The 20,831-nt window shown below is 51.2% G+C and carries 18 protein-coding genes and 1 tRNA gene; 10 read left to right on the top strand and 9 right to left on the bottom strand.

Going from position 1 to position 20,831, the window contains the following annotated elements; all coding sequences use genetic code 11:
- Positions 1-89: 89 nt before the first annotated feature.
- Positions 90-2,624, bottom strand: a complete 2,535-nt coding sequence (locus tag NDI45_RS08660; protein ID WP_348247061.1) for a response regulator — start codon at positions 2,622-2,624, stop codon at positions 90-92.
- 313 nt (positions 2,625-2,937) lie between these two features.
- Here NDI45_RS08660 and NDI45_RS08655 point away from each other — a divergent pair, with 313 nt between their 5' ends.
- Positions 2,938-3,717: an ABC transporter permease subunit gene (locus NDI45_RS08655; RefSeq protein WP_348247060.1), complete on the top strand. Its 780-nt coding sequence runs from the start codon at positions 2,938-2,940 to the stop codon at positions 3,715-3,717.
- 17 nt (positions 3,718-3,734) lie between these two features.
- On the opposite strand, the gene gatC is transcribed toward NDI45_RS08655, so the two are convergent.
- Both gatC and NDI45_RS08645 read right to left on the bottom strand, forming a co-directional pair.
- Positions 3,735-4,040, bottom strand: coding sequence for an Asp-tRNA(Asn)/Glu-tRNA(Gln) amidotransferase subunit GatC (gene gatC, locus NDI45_RS08650; protein WP_190793264.1), 306 nt, complete (start codon positions 4,038-4,040; stop codon positions 3,735-3,737).
- Between the two features lie 46 nt (positions 4,041-4,086).
- Positions 4,087-4,608, bottom strand: coding sequence for a photosystem I assembly protein Ycf3 (locus tag NDI45_RS08645; RefSeq protein WP_190793261.1), 522 nt, complete (start codon positions 4,606-4,608; stop codon positions 4,087-4,089).
- Between the two features lie 211 nt (positions 4,609-4,819).
- Here NDI45_RS08645 and NDI45_RS08640 point away from each other — a divergent pair, with 211 nt between their 5' ends.
- Positions 4,820-5,377 (top strand): SseB family protein, encoded by a 558-nt coding sequence (locus NDI45_RS08640; protein ID WP_348247059.1) that lies wholly within the window; start codon positions 4,820-4,822, stop codon positions 5,375-5,377.
- A gap of 127 nt (positions 5,378-5,504) precedes the next feature.
- Here NDI45_RS08640 and NDI45_RS08635 read toward each other — a convergent pair.
- Positions 5,505-5,578: transfer RNA gene (locus tag NDI45_RS08635), tRNA-Pro, on the bottom strand.
- Positions 5,579-5,889: 311 nt separating this feature from the next.
- On the opposite strand from NDI45_RS08635, the gene NDI45_RS08630 reads away from it, so the two are divergent.
- From NDI45_RS08630 to metH, 5 genes are all read left to right on the top strand, one after another.
- The gene (locus NDI45_RS08630) at positions 5,890-6,315 is read left to right on the top strand and encodes an HHL1-like protein (RefSeq protein WP_190793259.1); all 426 of its coding nucleotides are present in this window, start codon (positions 5,890-5,892) and stop codon (positions 6,313-6,315) included.
- A gap of 137 nt (positions 6,316-6,452) precedes the next feature.
- A complete protein-coding gene (locus NDI45_RS08625) occupies positions 6,453-7,235 on the top strand; it encodes a tryptophan-rich sensory protein (protein ID WP_348247058.1) in 783 nt (260 codons plus the stop codon).
- 251 nt (positions 7,236-7,486) lie between these two features.
- A complete protein-coding gene (locus NDI45_RS08620) occupies positions 7,487-7,744 on the top strand; it encodes a peptidoglycan-binding domain-containing protein (protein ID WP_348247057.1) in 258 nt (85 codons plus the stop codon).
- Positions 7,745-8,109: 365 nt separating this feature from the next.
- Positions 8,110-8,367 carry a peptidoglycan-binding domain-containing protein gene (locus NDI45_RS08615; protein WP_190793256.1) on the top strand — a complete coding sequence of 86 codons (258 nt, stop codon included), beginning with the start codon at positions 8,110-8,112 and terminating at the stop codon, positions 8,365-8,367.
- Positions 8,368-8,619: 252 nt separating this feature from the next.
- Entirely contained in the window at positions 8,620-12,252 is a 3,633-nt protein-coding gene (gene metH / locus NDI45_RS08610) for a methionine synthase (RefSeq protein WP_348247056.1), read from the top strand.
- 121 nt (positions 12,253-12,373) lie between these two features.
- Here metH and NDI45_RS08605 read toward each other — a convergent pair whose 3' ends face one another.
- Together NDI45_RS08605 and NDI45_RS08600 are read right to left on the bottom strand one after the other, a co-directional pair.
- Entirely contained in the window at positions 12,374-12,742 is a 369-nt protein-coding gene (locus NDI45_RS08605) for a hypothetical protein (protein ID WP_348247055.1), read from the bottom strand.
- A gap of 369 nt (positions 12,743-13,111) precedes the next feature.
- Complete coding sequence (locus NDI45_RS08600) at positions 13,112-13,798, bottom strand: hypothetical protein (RefSeq protein WP_348247054.1); 687 nt, start codon at positions 13,796-13,798, stop codon at positions 13,112-13,114.
- A gap of 612 nt (positions 13,799-14,410) precedes the next feature.
- On the opposite strand from NDI45_RS08600, the gene NDI45_RS08595 reads away from it, so the two are divergent.
- Both NDI45_RS08595 and rimM read left to right on the top strand, forming a co-directional pair.
- A complete protein-coding gene (locus NDI45_RS08595; protein WP_190790296.1) occupies positions 14,411-15,997 on the top strand; it encodes a glucose-6-phosphate isomerase in 1,587 nt (528 codons plus the stop codon).
- Between the two features lie 301 nt (positions 15,998-16,298).
- Positions 16,299-16,898, top strand: a complete 600-nt coding sequence (gene rimM, locus NDI45_RS08590) for a ribosome maturation factor RimM (RefSeq protein WP_348247053.1) — start codon at positions 16,299-16,301, stop codon at positions 16,896-16,898.
- 36 nt (positions 16,899-16,934) lie between these two features.
- Here rimM and NDI45_RS08585 read toward each other — a convergent pair whose 3' ends face one another.
- Positions 16,935-17,969: a two-component regulator propeller domain-containing protein gene (locus tag NDI45_RS08585; protein ID WP_348247052.1), complete on the bottom strand. Its 1,035-nt coding sequence runs from the start codon at positions 17,967-17,969 to the stop codon at positions 16,935-16,937.
- 349 nt (positions 17,970-18,318) lie between these two features.
- Between NDI45_RS08585 and NDI45_RS08580 the strand changes: the two genes are divergently transcribed.
- Positions 18,319-18,783 carry a DUF2996 domain-containing protein gene (locus tag NDI45_RS08580; protein WP_348247051.1) on the top strand — a complete coding sequence of 155 codons (465 nt, stop codon included), beginning with the start codon at positions 18,319-18,321 and terminating at the stop codon, positions 18,781-18,783.
- 78 nt (positions 18,784-18,861) lie between these two features.
- Here NDI45_RS08580 and NDI45_RS08575 read toward each other — a convergent pair whose 3' ends face one another.
- Entirely contained in the window at positions 18,862-20,010 is a 1,149-nt protein-coding gene (locus NDI45_RS08575) for a spermidine/putrescine ABC transporter substrate-binding protein (RefSeq protein ID WP_348247050.1), read from the bottom strand.
- A 276-nt stretch (positions 20,011-20,286) separates the two neighbouring features.
- Positions 20,287-20,691: a YkvA family protein gene (locus tag NDI45_RS08570; protein ID WP_190790291.1), complete on the bottom strand. Its 405-nt coding sequence runs from the start codon at positions 20,689-20,691 to the stop codon at positions 20,287-20,289.
- Positions 20,692-20,831 lie beyond the last annotated feature (140 nt).

Genomic DNA, 20,831 nt, shown 5'->3' with positions numbered 1-20,831 from the left:
CCTACGTTCAAAGTCCCCCAGAGTTGACTCATTTAGGGGGGGCGATGTCGCACCTCAGATACCCGTTAAACAACCCTTCGAGACGGTCTCTATCGAATCAGCTGCCGCAATCGCTGAAGGATCACCGTAACCGAGCAGGGCATCAGCAGCACATCCGCAACGCTCAGGGCTTGAGCCTCTTCAAGCAGGGCAGACTGATCGAGCAGCAAGATAATCTGCATCCGGTTTTTGACCTCGGCTTTGAGCTGCCGCAGAACGGTTAAACCATCCCAATCAGTGGTTTGCTCAGCCAGCAGCATCAGCGTGGGAACCCCAGGAAGGCTAAACGTAGGATTCTGCAAATGCTCGATCGCCGCCTCACCGCTCTGAAGCCACTGCATACTGTAGCCTCGAATCTCAAACGATCGCCGCAAGCTTTGAGCAAATTCCAGGTTGGGATGCACGACAGCAACCGAAGCTCGGATTGGAACTTCAGCCACTTTTCCCGGAGTTGCAGGGCTGCGGGTCGATTGCCAGTGACTGGCTACAATTCGACTGCGTCCGCCCCGCTTTGCCCGATAGAGTGCCGCATCAGCCGCTCGGTAAAGCACCTGCAAAGCGGTTCCATCTGCTGGAAACTGCGCCAACCCTGCACTAAAGCTCACTTTCAGCAGCTCTCCGGTCAGGCTGGTAATCGTCTGCGCCTGCCATTCTTCCAGCATATTGGCCAGACGATCGATGCTGTCTTCACTGCTAATGCCGTACATCCCCACAACAAACTCTTCGCCGCCCCAGCGTGCTACCAGATCTCCGCTACGAAACTTTTGCTGCAAAAACTGCCCGAACTGATGCAAAATTCGATCGCCCTGCGCGTGCCCGTAGCGATCGTTGATCTGCTTGAAATGATCCAAATCGAGGATTGCCAGACAAAAGGGCTGTTGAAAATCGGTCGCGAACTGAATGAGCTGTGTCAGGGTTTTCGTTGAGTGCTGGCGATTGGCAACGCCCGTTAGCTCGTCAATTTCTGCTCGATCGCGCAACAAGCGGCTGCGTTTGAGCCGATTGAGAACCCGCAGCAGCAGTTCCTCAGGCACGATCGGCTTTGTCACATAGTCATCTGCCCCAGCCCGAAAGACTTGCTGAATCGTTTCGCGATCGCTGCTCGTGGTCAAAAAAATGACAGGCAGCCAGTTCCACTGAAAGTCATGCCGGACGGACTGACATAGATCTAACCCGCTAATCTGCGGCATCCTCAAATCAAAAATCACCAGATCGGGCTGAACCGATCGCAGCGTTTCCCAAAACTGAGTCGAGTCGCTCAAGCAGGTGAGCTGAATTCCCTCTGGCTCCAGCAGGGCACGCAGCGAGAGCAAAATTTGCGGATCGTCATCGACTGCCAGCACTTTCGCATGAAGCGGTTCCGGAGGCTGAAGCACCTCGGTCACGGCGCGAAAAATCTGTCCGGGCGTGGCTGACTTGGGCAAAAACAGTTGTCCACCGAGCCGCAGCGCATTCACCCGCTCGATCGATCGGTCTTTGAGGGAAAAGATCAAAACGGGAATTGGATCATCTGCCGCCGCCAATTCTGCCAACAGGGCTTCCGGTATTCCGGGTAGCGTTGGGTCAAGCAGCACAGCCGCTGGACGCTCCTGCTGAATCTGCGCTCGTCCCTGTTCGATCGTTGCAGCCACCACAACCCGCATTTTCCAGGCAATGGCTTCTTGTAATAAGCTGTCGGTCAGCTCTCGATCGCCGTCAATCACTAGCAGGATCGGCTGAGCAACAGAAGCAAGATTCGCAGGAGCAAGACCCGCAAAAGCAGGAGCGGCAGGAGCAGGATCAGCCGTCGTCCCGATCGCAGGCAGTCCAAGCTGCTCATCTCGATCAACCAGTTCCGCCTGCAGATCCTCAATTAAGCCGTCGATCTGGGACAAACACTCAGCCGTATCAGTTGCTGGAATTTCAGAATAGGAAATCAGCAGCTTTTCGATGCTGCAAGCAATCTGGGATGCGTCTTGAAAGCCAAAAGTTCCAAGGGAGCCAACCAGCTTGTGCGCCGTTTGGAGCATCGGTTGAATGACTTGAGTTGCCCCCTGTTTTAGTTGTCGCTGAGTTGCGGCCAGAGACTTAATTCGCTCATAGCTCATGAATCGCGACTGAGTCCAAATCTGCTGCATTGCCATTTGAAGCGGAGCAGGAGCCGAACTGGGAGGAACGGTCGGGTAATACGAAGCCGAACCTTCCGCCAAGGGCACAGTTGCTGAGGAAGCGGCTAACGTCAGGCGGGAACTTTCAACGCAATCCAGCAACTCTTGTGGGTTCGCAAACTGTCGGCGTTCTGGCTCGCTCCACTTGCCATTGGCTGGGTTTGCCGGTTGAATCAGTTTCACTGTAGGAGATGGGGACGGCAACAGCAGCAAGACGATCGCAGGATCGGCAGATCGATGCACCTGCTCCACTAGCTCTAATCCTGCGGGGCAGAGTCGCTCTCCACACAGCACAACCAGATCAAAATGGGTCTGGTGCAGTCTTTCTTTCGCCGTTTCCGGATCGATCGCCACACTCAGATCAAAGTTTTGTTGAGTCAGAATGTGGACAAATTCTTGATTAAGCTTTGTATCCGTTTCGACCAGCAGAATCTTCATGACAAGGACGAACACCCACGTATCAGTCTAGTTAAACTTTGTCTTGTTCAGGGGCTAATCGAAGCGGCTCATACCATCCGCGCAATTTGGGCTTGCAAGAAATCCGGGCTTTCAGAAGCAGCAGCTTTGAAGGTTCATCCCCTTAGAAAGCCCACCGTAGCCCAGCAAACCATCATGTCCCTGTAAGAAGGTTTGTACATAGCCGTACTCAATCCGTCCTAATTTAGGGAATAATCGCAGAGGAAACAGGTTTACCGACCTGCTCTCATCCTCAACTCTGTCTTCTGAGTCTGCTTTTTCCAGCGAGATTTTTATGAACCCCAGCCGCACTCTGGTGATTGCCGCCAATGTCTTTCGAGAAGTAATTCGCGATCGGGTGCTTTACCTGATTGGCTTTTTTGCGGTAGCGATGGCTGCCGTAACGCTGTTGGTTCCTGCGGTGGCTGCTAGCACGGAAAATAAAATCATTCCCGATATTGGGCTAGCGGCGATCGGTCTGCTGGGATTGCTGATTGCCATCTTTGTCGGTACTGGATTGGTCAACAAAGAAATTGAAAAGCGCACCGTTTTTGTAATGGTTGCTAAGCCAATTAGCCGCGCCGAATTTATCGTCGGTAAGCACTGGGGAATTTCGGCGGTGCTGGCAGTTCTAGTAATCGCAATGATGGCGATCTATCTGGTGACGCTGATGCTTTTGCGAATTTCGGTTCCGATCGAGAGTTTGCTGCTGTCTGGGCTGTTTCAGTTTCTAGAGCTATCGCTAATTGCCGCCGCCGCCATTCTCTTCGGAGTCTTCACCAGTTCGCTGCTGGCAACGCTGCTGACGATCGCCGTTTACCTGATGGGTCACTTTAGTCGCGATCTCGTGACGCTGGGCACAATTTCCACCGACCCAAATCTGCGCCGCATCATTAATGGGCTATATCTCGCCCTGCCAGATCTGTCGCGGCTCAATCTAAAAAATGACGCAGTTTATGGCATCGCTGCTCTGCCGCCTGCAAACGAATTAGCAGCCCACCTTGCCTATGGACTGCTCTACACAATTGTTTTATTAACGATCGCCACTTTCATCTTCTCGCGACGAGAATTTTAAGCGATCGATTTCGCGGACTACTCGCCGCCGCCCATAATTTGCGGCACTTTGAAGAATTCCCCCTGCATCGAGTCTTCTCGCTCCGGCGCGTTCTCCATAATCAACTCGCGCTCAGGATAAGGCTGAAGCTGATCGATGCGTGTCACATTGCTGACATCGATCGCCCGGGTGGTTGGCTCGACGGTATCCGTATCCAGCTCGCTCAACTGCTGGAAATATTCCAGAATGCTGCTGAGCTGCGTTGTGAACTGTTCCTCTTCGGCTTCCGTAAGTTCCAAACGGGCAAGATGGGCAACTTTACGAACCTGGTCGCGATCGATCAGCATAGGTCACTCTTTGAACGTGATTCGGGAAACAGAAAGGTCAGACCTAAAAGAATACATCGATTTTGGAACGTCCAGTGGTTTTTAGCCAGTTCTGCGCTTCGATGTAGTTGTTGGGCGCAACGCGAATTGCCCGCTGCCAGTATTCGGCTGCCTGGTCGAAGTATTTGTCGGCTTCGTCCGCTTGTCCTGCTTCCTGCGCCTGTTCGCCCAGATAGTGATAAATCACCGCAACGTTGTTTAACGCCTGGGGCATTTTGGGGGTGAGTTCGAGAGCTTCTTCGTAAAGTTCCAGGGCACGCTGATGATCACCGTTGCTGGCGTAGATCAAGCCCATGTTGTAAAGAACAAAGCTGCGATCGTAGGGGTCTTCTTCGAGTCTGAGTGCCTCTTCGTAGTTGGATAACGCTTCCGCATACTCGCCATCTGCCTGGGCAGACATTCCATCCCGGTAATAAACAAATGCTTCTTTTGCCTTCTGGTTTGCTGGCAGCATTTTGAGGATCATGTCTGCCATGACGGTAAAGGTTTTATCAATAAAGTTATCGTTGCGTTGAGATCTGGGCATAGCTGTAGAGCGTTCGATCAACGATTAATAGGGCAATTGGAGCAGGGATCTGAATCGAAACCTGAAGTTGCGTCAACCCAGCAAACTCCTTCCTTAGAATAGCCCGTCGATCGCTTAAACGGGATTGACAAGTGAGGAATTTTTACCAACCTGCTTCTCGCTCGATAGGCTATAGAAGAACGAAAAGAATTAACGTTCACAGGGCGGCAAATTGGCAAACTTTGATGCACTGGCGCGGCAGGCGCGATCAACTCAGGTTGAGGCAGCAGTCAACGAGCTTTTTTTCGAGCTGTTCGCGCTAGAAACCTGGTGCTTTCTGCACGATCCTGAGACTGTCGAGCAGCCTTTAATTCTGGAACTGAGTGACGGCACTTCCCTTCTGCCAGCCTTTACCGATGCAGAGCGGGCGCAGCGATGGGCAGAACAAAGCGATTTCTATACGCCTGGTTTCGAGAGTCCGGTGATGATTATTTCTGTGACCTACTGCCTGATGTGGATCTGGGGTGGCGGACTGGCAGAAGCCGATCGCGTTTCGAGTCTCTGCTTCAATCTGGATGCTGAAAACTTTCTGCTGCCGCTCGAGGCAATTCAGCAAATGACGATCGAACTCCTGCCCGATCGCCCCGCCGAGGAAACAGCTTCGCATCATCCTGATGGAGAAACGGCTTCACATCGTTTGTGGCGGTGCAAAGGCGGCATTACGCCTACTTTCTTGGGATCACCCAAAAGCCTGGCTGAACTGGATTCTGCTAAAGCGACGGGGATTTAGGGGGCAATGCAGCACCTCAAATCATACCCAACCACCCTTCCAGAAAGCGAATCAAGAAATCAGCATACAAAAACTCGGTTGACAGCTCATCCTTTACAGAATCAAGCTGCGCAACCGATTTGAGTAATCGGGATGATAGGATTTGAACCTACGACCCCTTCGTCCCGAACGAAGTGCGCTACCAAGCTGCGCTACATCCCGTAGTCATACTTTTTCTATCCTATGGCAAAACGGGTATCACTGCAACGAAGCGATCGAAAAATCTCTAAAGCACAGGCGGCTCACCGTTTTAGAACCCTGAGTGCCGGGGGATTTAGAGTTGACGGTTCTGGAATCACCGGAGAAGGAAGTAATCTGCATCAGGTTGAGATAACTCGACCAAGGATCCTGAGAAAAGCTGTAAACTTTTATTAATCTCCGATCGGTTTTACTCGGATCGCTTTCTGTTTTTCTTTCACGGTTCGTTTTTCATAGTTCTTCTTTTACTGATTAAGCGTTGCAATCAAAACTCTATGGCTAGCAATCTCGGATTTGGAACTCCTAAACCCCAGCCCAAAGTCTCAAAGCGATCGGCTCAACGCACCGCAGCCGCGCAGCAATACGACAAAATGAAGGAGGACGGACTGCCAGAGTATGAGATTTACATTCGGATTGAGGGCAAGAAAAACTGGTATCCGGTGGGAGTCATTTCGGTAAAGCGTTCCAGCCAGATCGACCAGGCAGTGTTTGCTAACCAGGAAGAGCTAGTTCAGGGAGCTTTTCGGCTGTATCCGGTGCTGAAGAAAAATCGGGATCAGCTTGAGTATGGCTATCGGCTGAAGGCGTTTAAGGATGAGCCGATTCAGGTCGCTCAGAAGTCTCAGTCGAGCGTTGCTGGGGGAATTCAGTCTGCTCTGGCTCAAGTGACGAATCGAATTACAGGCCTATTCAAGCGGTAGGATCTGCCTCTTCTCAGAATCCGCTTGATGAAGTACAGCAAGTCCGAGGAATGTCTGAATGCTGATAGAGCCGTCCTTCCTGAAAGAACTCCTACGATAAGACGTATTACGGTTCTTGCGGGAAGGTCTGCCGTTCTATGAATTCCTCTACTTCTCACTCGTCCTCCGATCGCCTGCGCCAAATTCTGACCGTTGCAGCGATTTTTGGCTCGATCGGGGTCAATGCGCTTTCAAATATCATTCCGCCTGCCGGACAAACGATTGGTGAGGTCGCGAATACTCAGTTCGCCGATCTGCGAATTTTGCCTGCCAACTATGCCTTTGCCATCTGGGGTTTGATTTACCTGGGGCTAATTGCCTTTGGCTTTTATCAGCTTCGGTCAGATCAGCGGCAAAATCCGGTGTTGCGGCGTGTAGACTATGCGCTGATTGTGGCTTGTGTGGCACAGGCAATCTGGGTTTACCTGTTTTTGGGGGGGCAGTTCTGGCTGTCGGTGATAGCGATGCTGGCGATTCTGATTCCCCTGATTGCAAGCTATCGCTGGCTAGGGGTGGGACTGCGTCCCGTATCACGACAGGAGAAATGGTCGGCTCACCTGCCCTTTGGAATTTACCTGGGCTGGATTAGTGTGGCGACGATCGTGAATGTCGCTTCCGCGCTTGATGCTTCGGGCTGGAACGGGGGCGGCGTTGCATCGGAGGTGTGGGCGATCGGGCTGGCGATCGTGGCGGCAGGGCTGGCAGGCTGGGTTTTACTGACGCGCCGAGATTTCTCCTTTCCGGGGGTGATTGTGTGGGCACTGGTGGCAGTGGCAGTTCGGCAGGCAGCGATTGCTTCGGTTTCAGTGACGGCGATCGTTCTGGCGATCGGGCTGTTGGTACTAATGGGTGTTCGGTGGTCGCATCGGGCTTCTCAGTAAAGATTTATTGTTTGAGCCATGAGCTAGCCTCCTTCTCAGCGATTTGACTATTGATTTCCCTCTTAAGATTTCCCTCCTGCTTTCCCTATTAAGAATAGAAAGTAGGAAGAAGATGAATTAAATCGAATCAATTAATCAGTAGAATTCGGGAAAGGATAGATTTGAGTTTGTATCCCTCTTCAGATTGGTAAAAAAGCCTCTACAAACTAGGGTCATTCCAATCAATCAATATCTTCACGAAGGAAATTCTCATGGTTCAGAGTGCTTCATCACAGCTTCCTACCCTGAAAAACGGCTCTTCTGGTCCCGTCGTTGCCTTGCTTCAGCGTCTTCTCATTCTGTATGGATATACTTCGCTCGTCGGCAAAGTAGACGGACAATTTGGAGCCAAAGTTCAGGCGGCAGTTGTGCAATTTCAGAAGGATCAGAACGTAGCCGTTAAAGACGGAATCGTTGGACCAGCAACGTGGGACAAGTTGACCTACCCCGCAGGCACTCAGCGTCCATAGGTAAATAAATTTAGATAGATTCAGACCAATAGGGTTGTTCCCTGATCACTCATTTTATTAGCGAATCAAGAGGGAGAGTATCTGGTTTTTATGCCGATATTCTCTCTTTTTGTTTGTTGTTTTTTGATGAATATTTCTGTTACTAAGAAGTAGCCTATAGCGCGATCGATCGCAAAAACTTCTTCTTAAAAAGCGAATCCATCCTAATGAAATCTAAAGAAAATAGAAAATCAAAAAATGCATCAGTGAAATTCCGGGAAGAGCGAGTTTGAGCTTGTATCTATCTTCAGGTTGATGCATCAAACCGATACAAAACAGACTCATTTCAATTACTGAATTACCACTTTTGTGAAAGGAGACTTCTCATGGTTCAAAGCGTAACGGCACAACTTCCCACGCTACAAAACGGCTCTCGCGGTCCCGCCGTTGCTCTACTTCAGCGTCTTCTCGTTCTGTATGGATATCCCTCGATCGTCGGCGCAGTCGATGGACAATTTGGAGCTAAAACTCAGGCGGCTGTTGTGCAATTTCAGAAGGATCAGAACGTAGCTGTTAAAGACGGAATTGTTGGATCTGCAACGTGGGATAAGCTGACCTATCCGGCAGGCACCCAGCGTCCCTAAGCACGAATTCGCTCTCTAATTACTCATCTCATCACACATCAACAGGGAGGATATCTGGTTTAATGCCAGCGTCCTCTCTTTTTCGTTGGCTACGTCCAGCTTGCCAGGAAACTTGGCTTGGGTGGGTTGAATCCCCGCCCAGCACAGCATAGAGCAGAAAGAAATTGCTCGATATGCTCCCCCAGCCTGCAGGTCAAATTTGCAGAACGGGAAGAGATTGATAATCTAGTAGATACCGTACTCCTGCTAGACATGGTTACAATCTCTGCTCAGTCTACCTCTGCTCAGTCTACGATCCATCCTTTCCTTGCACGGCTCCACAGTCCCGATCGCCCGATTATCGTGTTTGATGGCGCGATGGGAACCAATCTTCAGGTGCAAAACCTGACCGCAGAGGACTTCGGCGGGGCTGCTTACGAAGGATGCAACGAGTATCTGATTCTGACCAAACCAGAAGCGGTGGCAAAGGTGCATCGCGATTTTCTGGCAGCCGGAGCAGACGTGATCGAAACCGATACCTTTGGTGCAACCTCGATCGTCCTGGCAGAGTACGATTTGGCAGACCAGGCGCATGAGATGAATTTGAAAGCGGCTCAGCTTGCCAAACAGTGTGCAGCAGAATTTTCGACTCCCGAAAAGCCGCGATTTGTGGCGGGATCGATCGGACCCACAACCAAACTGCCGACGCTGGGACACATCGACTACGACACGATGAAGGCTTCTTTTGCAGAGCAGGCAGAGGGGCTATATGACGGTGGAGTCGATTTGTTTATTGTGGAAACTTGTCAGGATGTGCTGCAAATTAAAGCCGCGCTGAACGGCATCGAGGAAATTTTTGCGAAAAAGGGCAGTCGTCGTCCGCTGATGGTGTCGGTGACAGTGGAAACCACAGGCACGATGCTGGTCGGGTCGGATGTGGCGGCGATGCTGTCGATTCTGGAGCCTTACCCGATCGACATTCTGGGGCTGAACTGCGCGACTGGACCGGATCGCATGGCAGAGCATATCAAGTATTTGTCGCAGCATTCGCCGTTTGTGATTTCCTGTATTCCCAACGCAGGCATTCCCGAAAACGTCGGTGGACACGCCCACTACAAGCTAACCCCAATGGAACTGCGGCTAGCTCTGACTCGCTTTGTCGAAGATCTGGGCGTGCAGGTGATTGGCGGCTGCTGCGGCACAAAACCTGAACACATCCAGCAGCTTGCTGAAATTGCGGCGACCCTGACGCCCAGAGCGCGATCGGTTCGAGGACTCGTGCAAACCGCAGAAACCGATCCGCGTCCCGCGTTGGACTATATTCCGGCAGCGGCTTCGATTTATTCCACCCAGCCTTATGACCAGGACAATTCGTTTCTCATTATCGGCGAACGGCTCAACGCCAGCGGCTCGAAGAAATGCCGAGATCTGCTCAACGCGGAAGACTGGGATGGATTGGTTTCGCTCGCACGATCGCAGGTGAAAGAAGGAGCGCACGTCCTGGATGTGAACGTGGACTATGTGGGACGCGACGGGGTACACGATATGCGGGAAGTTGTTTCCCGGTTGGTGACGAATGTGAATCTGCCCCTGATGCTAGACTCGACCGAGTGGCAAAAAATGGAGGCAGGCTTAAAAGTGGCGGGCGGCAAATGTCTGCTTAACTCCACGAACTACGAGGACGGCGACGAGCGATTTTTTAAGGTGCTGGAGCTTGCCAAGGAATACGGGGCAGGCGTGGTCGTAGGGATGATCGACGAAGACGGCATGGCGCGATCGGCTGAGAAGAAATTTGCGATCGCTCAACGGGCGTACCGGGACGCGTTGGAGTATGGCATTCCTGCCCACGAAATTTTCTATGATCCGCTGGCGTTGCCGATCTCAACTGGTATTGAGGAAGACCGGGCAAACGGCAAAGCGACGATCGAAGCGATTCAGATGATTCGGCAAAACCTGCCGGGCGTGCATATCTTGCTGGGCGTGTCGAATATCTCGTTTGGCTTGAGTCCCGCAGCGCGAATTGTGCTGAACTCGATGTTTTTGCATGAGGCGGTTGCGGCAGGTATGGATGGGGCAATTATTAGCGCGGCGAAAATTTTGCCCGTTGCCAAGATTGACGATCGCTATCAGCAAGTCTGCCGTCATTTGATCTATGACGAGCGGCAGTTTGAAGGGGATGTCTGCATTTACGATCCGCTCACGGAACTGACGACGCTATTTGAAGGGGTTTCTACCAAAGAGACTCGATCGCGCAGTGATGTGGCAAATCTGCCGATCGAAGAACGCCTGAAGCAGCACATTATCGACGGCGAACGCATCGGCTTAGAAACAGCTCTGGCGGAGGCAATGCAGAAATACCCGCCGTTGGAAATTATCAACACCTTTTTGCTGGATGGTATGAAGGTGGTGGGTGATTTGTTTGGCTCTGGTCAAATGCAGTTGCCTTTTGTGCTGCAATCGGCGGAAACCATGAAATCGGCGGTCGCCTTCCTGGAACCCCACATGGAAAAGCAGGAATCGGGCAATAGCCACAAAGGGGTTTTCCTGATCGCTACGGTGAAGGGCGACGTGCATGATATCGGCAAAAACCTGGTTGATATTATTCTCACTAACAACGGCTATAAGGTAATTAACCTGGGCATTAAGCAGCCTGTCGAGAACATCATCGAAGCCTATCAGCAACACGGTGCGGACTGCATTGCGATGAGCGGTCTGCTGGTGAAATCCACTGCCTTTATGAAAGAGAATCTGGAGGTATTTAACGATCGCGGGATCACGGTTCCGGTCATTCTTGGCGGTGCAGCACTCACGCCTAAGTTTGTTCACGAAGATTGCCAGAACGTTTATCGCGGTCGGGTGATTTATGGCAAAGATGCCTTTGCTGATTTGCACTTTATGGATAAGCTCATGCCTGCAAAAGCGGCGAGCGAGTGGGATGACCTCAAAGGATTCTTGAACGAAGAACGCGTCACTGAAACGAACGGACATCGGCCGATCGCAGAAACCTCCAGCGAGGTAGTCCAGACCGAAGCCGCAGCGGTTGATACTCGCCGATCGGATGCGGTGGAAGTCGCGATCGATCGCCCCACGCCGCCTTTCTGGGGCACAAAGATTTTTCAGCCCCAAGATTTGCCATTAGAAGAAGTGTTTGCCTATCTGGACTTGCAGGCCCTGATCGCCGGACAGTGGCAGTTCCGCAAGCCCAAGGAGCAGACCCGCGAGGAGTATGATGCATTCCTGGCAGCAAAGGTCTATCCGATTTTGGAGCAGTGGAAGCAGCGAATTCAGGACGAGAAACTGCTCCAGCCCCAGGTAGTTTACGGCTATTTCCCTTGTTTAGCGGAAGGTAACTCGCTGCATTTGTACGATCCAACGATCGGCAGTACGAGTCCAGATCAGCAAGAACCGCTTGCAACCTTTCACTTCCCGCGCCAACGATCGCTGCGACGGCTCTGCATTGCCGATTTCTTCTTGCCTCAGGAAGGGGCAACGCGATATGACGTTTTCCCGATGCAGGCTGTGACTGTAGGCGAAGTAGCGACCGAATTTGCCAAAAAGCTGTTTGAGGCGAATCAGTACACCGACTACCTTTACTTCCACGGGTTGGCGGTGCAGGTGGCAGAAGCTCTAGCAGAATGGACTCACGCCCGCATTCGTCGTGAACTGGGCTTGGGTGCAGAAGAACCTAGCAGCATTCGAGACATTCTGGCACAGCGATATCGCGGCTCCCGCTACAGCTTTGGCTACCCGGCTTGTCCTAATATTCAGGATCAGCACATGCTGCTGGAGCTGCTGGACGCAAAGCAAATTGGTCTACACATGGACGAGAGCGAACAGCTTTACCCAGAGCAGTCTACGACAGCGATCGTCGCTTACCACCCGGCTGCAAAATATTTCAGCGCGTAGTGTTCGTCCGCTGTTTCAGCTCACCGTTTAAGCTCATCCTCTCATTCCGCAGCCTGAACGCGGGTTTCAGCCGATGGTTTAAATGAGCAGTTTTAAGGGAGCAGTCCCCGCCCGATCGCCGCTAGCGGATGGTTTGGGTGGTGCTGCTCTGCGGGGTATGGATTTCCCATTGGGGCGAAAACACTGCCAGCATTGTGGCGATAGATCCGACGGTAAGGGTCATCAAAATGCCTGTTAGCAGACCGCCTACCATGCCTTGATGAGCATATAAATGCTGCATTCTCCGCTGACTGTGCTGCTGAATGCGTCGTTCCTGTTCGCGTCCCTGCACAAAGCCATCCCGAAAAGCGATTTCGTCTGCCGTTGCTCGTCGTGTGGTAATCGTGTCGCTGATCGCGGTTTCAGTCGTGGAATGCGATCGCCGGGCTGTTACTCCAGCTTCAGAGTAATTGCGCTGTGAGTGAGAAGAAATCGGATTAGAACCTGCCATAAGGAAACTCCTGCGATTAGCTTGTAAGGGTCAAAGAATGGAAATAAGCCGCTCTTAAATCAGTGCTGTTTAGCGACTTGAAATAGCCGCTGCTTCTTTTCTAAAACGATCGGTTAGGGATTGCGTTTCCCGAATCACACTCAGTCAACTAATTAAATAAAACTAATATTAATTTAGAGAATAGAGACGGTTTGCTACTCTGCCAGGAGAGGAATCATCGCTCGATTTCAATCTATCAGAAGGAGAGACATGCGATGAGTTAATGAAAAGAAAAAGGGTGAGTCTAGCCCACCCCTTAAGGAATCCATCAACTAAAAGCCATTCGTGAAAGTTGCTTGTATTCCTTCAGGCTTGATTTTCCAAATCGCACTAGCTATTCACTGAAGGATTCGGCTCTTTCAGGGCAGATTGTTCAACTTCCTCATCTTCCCCAACCCTCTCTTTTTGTTTGGGGGAAACTGCTCTTACTGCAACCGTTTCAGGTTCAGCGTTGGTTTCGATCGTTTCACTGCTATTTGCTTCGTTGCTGTTCGAAGGATTTTCAGCCGCGCTACCTTGAGTGTTTGCCATAAAGCCACTGCTTAATACCACAGGCTCATCTTCGCTTGCTGCTTCGTATCTCTTCATCGGCGAAACGGTAGAGATTGGGGCAATTTCTGCGCTGGCAGCAGGAACGATCGCACTTCCGGCATCGCTTCCGGTATCGCTACTAAGCTGGCTGGAAACTCCAAGCTGGTTTCTTGCTGTTGTCACCAGAGAGTTAAAGTTGGACTTTAGCGAAGACATAATTTCTTGTCCCATCTCGGTAGCCGCTACGTCGTTTGTGCGATCGAAGCGATCGAACCAGGCGCGAGTTTGGCGACCCAGACGAATGGAGTTATTCCAGAACCAATCGAGGGTAACCAGCACCAGACAGAACACCAACCAGGCGAGCTTTCCGGTTTCTTGCAAAATAGTCCAGGTAACAGAAAGGGCTTGCTTGTAGATTGCAGCCGTAGTGGGAGCGGAGATAAGCTGCCAGAGTTTGTTGGCTTGAAGTGAAATTTGATTGCTCATGAGTCTGTAGGAGGGCAATTAAGCGACAGTATAATCGTTTACTTTTATCGACAATCAGAACGTAGCCAATCGGAACGAACAAACAGAACCTGTTCGTCAAAACAGATGCAAAACCAAGAGTAATGCTCTACCTTAAAAACTGGTGCTTTGGTATAAACTCGCTTCGTTCCTGAGTTTATTGGCTTAAACGTTGGTTTAAACGAATTGATTTGAATTCGATCGTATTTCTATTTAGCGTGTCATATCTAAAATTCGAGCGACTCTCTCCTCAGATAGGAAATTCGTTGTGGTTAGGAAGAGCAATTGTGAAATTTCTATGACTTGCAATCCAAAAATGTTTTCATACATCTCTACCTTTTTGCAGAATTTTGCTCTCTCAATGCTGAAAATTGTATTTCTAGATATCAATGTTGCTTAAAGAAGATTTAATTGCATGAATCTGAGATTGCTTGAAAGGCTGACTTTGCGCTCTTTTTGTATCAGTTTGGCGATCGAGCGTCTATCTGCCGCTAATTTTTATCAGCGTAACCTCACACAAAATTCAGATTCTTTCCTGCGGAACGGTCGGTACACTATTGGGGAGAAGTAAGTGACCTAGAAGCAGAAGAGACTATGGATGCCGCAACGCTTTGGCAACGATATCAGGACTGGCTGTACTTCCACTCAGGGCTGGGTCTGTATGTGGACATTAGCCGGATTCGGTTTGACGATTCCTTCCTGTCCATGATGGAGCCGAAATTTGAGAAAGCTTTTCGCGATATTGCTGCGCTCGAAGGCGGGGCGATTGCCAATCCAGACGAGAACCGTATGGTGGGGCACTACTGGCTGCGCGACCCCGACCTTGCTCCCACCCCCGAACTGAAGCACGACATTGTGGAGACGCTCCAGCGCATTCATGCCTTTGCCGATCGCGTTCACCAGGGCGAAATTCGTCCGACCGATGCCGCAAAGTTTACCGATGTGCTATCGATCGGGATCGGGGGATCGGCACTGGGGCCGCAGTTTGTGTCTGAGGCATTGAGTTCGGTCAATGCGCCGATGCAGATTCACTTTATCGACAACACCGACCCAGCAGGGATCGATCGCACCCTGGCAACGCTAAAAGATCGGCTTGCCTCAACCCTGGTAATCGCCACATCAAAATCCGGCGGCACGCCCGAAACCCGAAACGGAATGCTTGAAGTCAAGCGCGCCTACGAGCAGCAGGGACTCAACTTTGCTCAACACGCCGTCGCCGTTACCGGAATCGGCAGCAACTTTGAAAAGCTGGCGAAATCAGAAGGCTGGATTGATATCTTCCCGATGCATGACTGGGTTGGCGGTCGCACCTCCGAAATGTCGGCGGTCGGTCTGCTTCCGGCTGCACTTCAGGGCATTGATATCGACGCGATGCTGACAGGCGCGAAAGAAATGGATGCCGCAACCCGTGTACCCGATTTGCGAAAAAATCCTTCTGCACTGCTGTCGTTTGCCTGGTATGCCGCCGGAAACGGAAAGGGCGAGAAGGATATGGTGATTTTGCCCTACAAAGACAGCTTGCTGCTGTTCTCGCGCTATTTGCAGCAGTTGGTCATGGAGTCGCTGGGTAAGGAAACCGACTTAGACGGCAACAAGGTTTATCAGGGCATCGCTGTTTACGGCAACAAAGGCTCAACAGACCAGCATGCTTATGTCCAGCAGCTTCGGGAAGGCGTAAACAATTTCTTTGTCACCTTTATTGAAGTGCTGCACGATCGATCGGGTTCTTCGATCGAAGTCGAACCGGGGGTTACCTCAGGCGATTTCCTCTCCGGTCTGCTTCAGGGGACAAGACAGGCACTCTACGAAAATCAGCGCGACTCTATTACCATCACTGTGCCTTATGTGGATGCCCGGATGGTGGGCGCACTGATCGCCCTTTATGAACGCACCGTCAGCTTCTACGGTTCGCTGGTCAACGTCAACGCTTATCACCAGCCTGGAGTCGAAGCCGGTAAGAAAGCCGCCGCTGCCATCCTCGATCTCCAGCGCAGCATGATGCAAACCCTGAGCGAAGCCGGACAGCCAATCGCCCTCACTACCCTGGCAGACAAGATTGGAGCCAGCGATCGCATCGAGTCCCTCTACAAAATCGCCCGCCACCTGTCGGTAAACAATCGGGGAGTTAGCCTGAGCGGGGACTTGAGCAAGCCATCGAGCCTGATGATCGGGCTGAAATAGTTTTGATCCGCCGATCGCGTAAAACAAGCGTAGAAAAAACGTTCTATCAGCGACAATGGACGATGGATAGTCGATCGATTGGCAGTTTCCCAAGAAACATTGCCCTGAAGAATGTTTGAGGAGTTGCAAATCTTCTACATCGCCCTCTCAATTCCCAATGAGGGACTTTGAGCAGCCTCAGGAGGACTCGGTTTTCCCCAGAGCTGGCTTGGAGGGCGGTTTGGATTACAGGCAGGACGATTCAAACATTTTCTTAGAGCCAATTTGATCCAATGTCCATCGTTTTTTAGGTGAAGTGGCAATGGCGATCGCAGATGAATGGTTAGAAATCGGCAAAATCGTCGCGGCTCAAGGGCTAAAAGGGGAGGTGCGCGTCTACCCCAACTCGGACTTCCCAGAGCGATTTGAGGAACCGGGAAAACGCTGGATGCTGCGCCCCGGTAAAACAGAGCCGGAAGTGATCGAGCTAATTTCAGGACGCTATCTCGCTGGAAAAGGCCTATATGTCCTCCAGCTCAAGGGCATTGTCGAGCGCGCTCAGGCAGAACAGCTCTACGACTGCCGCCTGCTGATTCCCAGCACCGATCGTCCTCATCTCGAAGAAGATGAATTTCATGTGCCGGATCTGCTGGATCTGGAAGTGATCGATCAGGCGACCCAGCAGGCGATCGGACGAATCAAGGATGTGATTCCGGCAGGCAATGATTTGCTGGAAGTTGAACTTTATCAGGCAGGAGCACATCAGGCAGGAGCAGACGGGACGATCAAGCAGCTTGCCAAGGCAAAGGAGTCAGCGAAAACAGTTTTGATCCCGTTTGTCAAAGAGATTGTGCCGATCGTCGATCTGGTTCAGCGTCGAGTGGAGATCGTTCCGCCTCCGGGTTTGCTTGATTTGAAGTAAAGCCTTTGAAGCTTGTCGTAAAGCTTGTCGTGAAGCTCAGGGCGAAGACTGCCGCGAAAAGACAAAAGCGGGTCTTGCCCGTCCGGTCGTAAGGCTTACCCATCCCAGTCCTTGGCGAGTTCCGACCCAAATCTTATTGCCTGCATCCGCTGCCAGCGACACAATGCGGCTAGAGGGCAGCCCTGCCACTTGAGTCACGATCGCCCCATTAAACGGATTCACTTGAAATAAGCCATTGTTTGTGCCGACCCACAGCCGCCCCAGTCGATCGAACTGAGCAACGGTGACTTCCTGTCCGCGAAAAGGCGTGACCGAACGTAAGACCGCTCGCTGCTTGGGATCAACCACCAGCAAGCCTTCTGGTGTGCCGACCCAGAGGTTATTGTCTGATCCCAGGGTCAGTGTCTGGACTGCCTGACCGGGAAGATCTCGAATGCGGGCGATCGGGGCTGCGCTAGCGGTGTTGATTTGCACCAAGCCCTCAGCCGTGCCGACCCAGAGCTGACCCTCAGCATCTAGACTCAGCACATTGCCGCTATTTCCCGGCAGTTCTCGATAAGTGGTCATCAACAGCCCTTCATCGGGACTGATCATTGCCAGTCCGTTGTCTGTACCCACCCATAAAAAACCGCGTCGATCGATCTGCAATGCCAGAATCCGATTTGAGGGCAGGGTAAAATTTTGCGCCGTAATCTCATTCGTACGTGGCTCAACCCGATGCAGCCCGCGATAGGTTCCGACCCACAGCCGCCCCACGCGATCGAGTGCCATTGCGCCGATCGTTTGATCCGGTAAACTCACCCGTGCCTGAACCCGTCCCGTATTGGGATTAATTCGAGCGAGTCCCTGCCATGACCCGATCCACAGGCTACCCGTTGCATCTAGCTGAAGTGCCGAAACGCGATCGTCTTGAGATGCAATGCTAGGAGGAGTAGGTTGAGCCTGGGCAAGGTTAGCGGCAGAAAAAGCAGGCGGCTGAGTTTCCAGATGGATTCCTGCTGCTGCACTCCATCCCAACACCAGAACACCAGCAGTCTGGGCGATGTGACGGCGACAAGCAAAAAAGGTCATGGCGACGATAACCCGATCGAGTGAAGGTCAAAACTACAGGGACGCTGAAGCTGAGCAATAGCATACCCTGTTTTTTTGAAACTGGTTCGTATAGACGATACTGGTCAGTTGGGACTTTGGGAAACGGCGAGGCGATCGAAGCTGATCGGGCAGAACCTTGAAACAGCTTCTCCCGTTGCCTGGATATCGGGAGGTGAAACCGCTTAATATACACTAAACATAGATGAACACAGGCAGCCGATCGCGGTAGCCATCCGTCAACAGCAAAGTAGCAAAGGTGGTTCAGCCAATTCCTCAACCCGAATTGAGTTAACCCGTCGTAAAAATCAGATTTATAGCGAGTTTAGCGATGGCAGACGAAACAACTCCCCCCGCTCCTGATGCACAGACGCCCGATGCGGCGGCAAAACCCGCAAAAGCCCCCAAAAAGGAAAAGCCTCCTGCCTTGGAGGACAAGCCCTTTCAAGAGCTCATCTCGCAGCATTTCTTACCGGGTTTGCAGCAGGCACTCGGTAAAATTGGCATTCAGGATGTAGACCTGAAATTTGAGCAGCGCAAACTGCCCATTAGAGGCTTCGAGGATACTCCCTTGTGGCAGGTAATCGGGCAATGGCAAAGCGATCGTCGTCAGTTCTTCTTTATCTTTTCCAAAGAAGACATTCAGGCTCCCAAGTATTTCTGCTGTTCTGATAGCAGTGCGCCGCCCAGTACTCTGGAATCGTTTATGATCGACGAACGCAGAGTCACGCTCGACTTGATGCTGCTCTACGCTATTCAGCGTCTCAATGGGCAGAAGTGGCTTGTCCGTAACTAAAAACTGAGACAAATTTGACAAAAAACAAGGGGGCTTTCGCCCCTTTTTGATATCTAGCCAATCTTGGCACGAAAATCTCTAGGCGCTCTTCAGGTCGTTCCAATATTTGTCGTAGAGGTCGAGTGCCTTTCCAACGGGGGCAATCCCATCAGAAATCGACAGGAGCTGCTGCGTAGGATATCGCTTCGCATCGCTCTTAATCTGTGTGGGAAGCTTATCAAAAGCAATCTTATTGGGGGTAATCACGTTCATTTGCTCAACCCCATAAATTGCATTTTCCGGTTCTAGCACGTAGTTGATCCAGGCGTAGGCAGCATCCAGATTTGGAGCAGAGGCAGGAATTGCAACCGTATCAGTCCACACAGAAGTGCCGCTGTCGGGAATGACGTATGCCAGTTGGGGGTTATCCTTGGGCAGCAGGTTGCCAAAGGTCGAGTAGGTCATGCAGGCAGCCAGATCACCACTAATCAGCTGGTCTTCCCAGCCAAAGGTGCGAAAGGCAGCGATCGACGGCTTCAGTTCCAGCAGTTTCTGGTAAGCGGCTTCGATTTGCTTTGGATTGGTGGCGTTGTAGGAGTAGCCGAGGGATTTGAGCGTCGCGCCCATCGTTTCCCGTACGTCGTCAAGCAGGGTGATTTTTCCTGCCAACGCCTCTTTGTTGTCCCAAAAGAAATTCCAGTCCTGCGGCGGGGTCTTCACAATTTCACTGTTGTAGAGAATCCCCGTTGTGCCCCAGCAATAGGGAATGCTATGCGCGTTGCCCGGATCATAGGGCGGACTCTGCCAGCGATCCATGAGTCCGTTCACCCCCTGAATTTTGCTTGGATCTAGCTTAGTGAGCAAATTCATCTCGATCATTTGCCGCACCATGTAATCAGACGGGTAAATAATGCTGTACTGCGCTCCGCCCCCTGCCTGAATTTTGGCAAGCATTGTTTCGTTTGAGTCATAAACATCGACAACGACTTCAATGCCCGTTTTGTCAGTAAATCGCTTGAAAAAATCAGGATTGCTGTAGTCGCCCCAGGTGTAAATGTAGAGCGTTTTAGCATCTCCTGAACCGCCACTGGCTGCCGGAGCCGCGTCAGAATCAGAGGCAGTTCCTCCGCCCTGGATCGATCGTGCACAGTTTGAAAGGGCGATCGTCGAGAGTGCTGTTGCTGAAAATTGCAAAAACCGCCGCCGGGTTGATCGTCCAACTATCGATCGCGGCTTGTCGCTAGTCATGGAGGTATTCCTATTTGTATTGATGAAAGCAGTGAGATTTTTAAAGTACAAAACTATTGCGGGAAGGATAGTTCATTCAGCACAATTATTGATTTCTCTTAGCAGGAAATAGAGCCAGTGAATTGAGATTCGTTAAAGTTTTTATTTCATAGAAAATGGAGCAGTAAATTGCTCCTGATCTCAAACCTGCCTTAGTTTCAATTTGAATTGATTTAACCGTTCTTTGGGTAATTTTAGGGATAAAAAAGCATTGAAACCGCAAAACTCTGCTCTCGCTTAGTCGATCGCAATCTCACGAGGCGTATCATCCGCAGTCGGCATCGGTTCTGCTTCGGTTTGCGACTCATTGTCCCTAAACCACTGCTTCACCTGCTGGCGGGCTTGGTTCTTCACGTCTGGCGTAATGCACATTGCCACTGCGCTCAGTGCCGCTGCCAGTGTACCTAAGTCATCTGCATATCCAGAGATGGGCAGAAAATCGGGAATTGCATCAGCAGGCAAAATAAGGTAGGCCAGTGCAGAATAAATCGTCATTTTCGCCCAAAGGGGAGTTTCAGGTCGCTGGGCTGCGTAAAACAGTGTCAACGCTTTTTCAACAACTTCTCGTCCAGCAACGATCGCCGCACCCTTGAGCTTGCTCCAAAAATTCTGCTCCGAATACTGATTGTTTTTGCCTGCCATCTTTCTTTTTTCTAGCAATGATTTTCTCAATTTAACGTGTCAAGTTCTGATTGTGTGAAGCGAATTCAGGCTAGTTTCCAACTGAAGCAGGACAACAGACGCTAAAAAAAACGCCGCCCCTGTGAAGAGACGACGAATGC

This window comes from Leptolyngbya sp. GB1-A1 (genome assembly GCF_039962475.1).
Taxonomy (GTDB): Bacteria; Cyanobacteriota; Cyanobacteriia; order Elainellales; family Elainellaceae; genus Leptolyngbya_A.
This window is presented reverse-complemented; position numbering and strand designations above follow the sequence as displayed.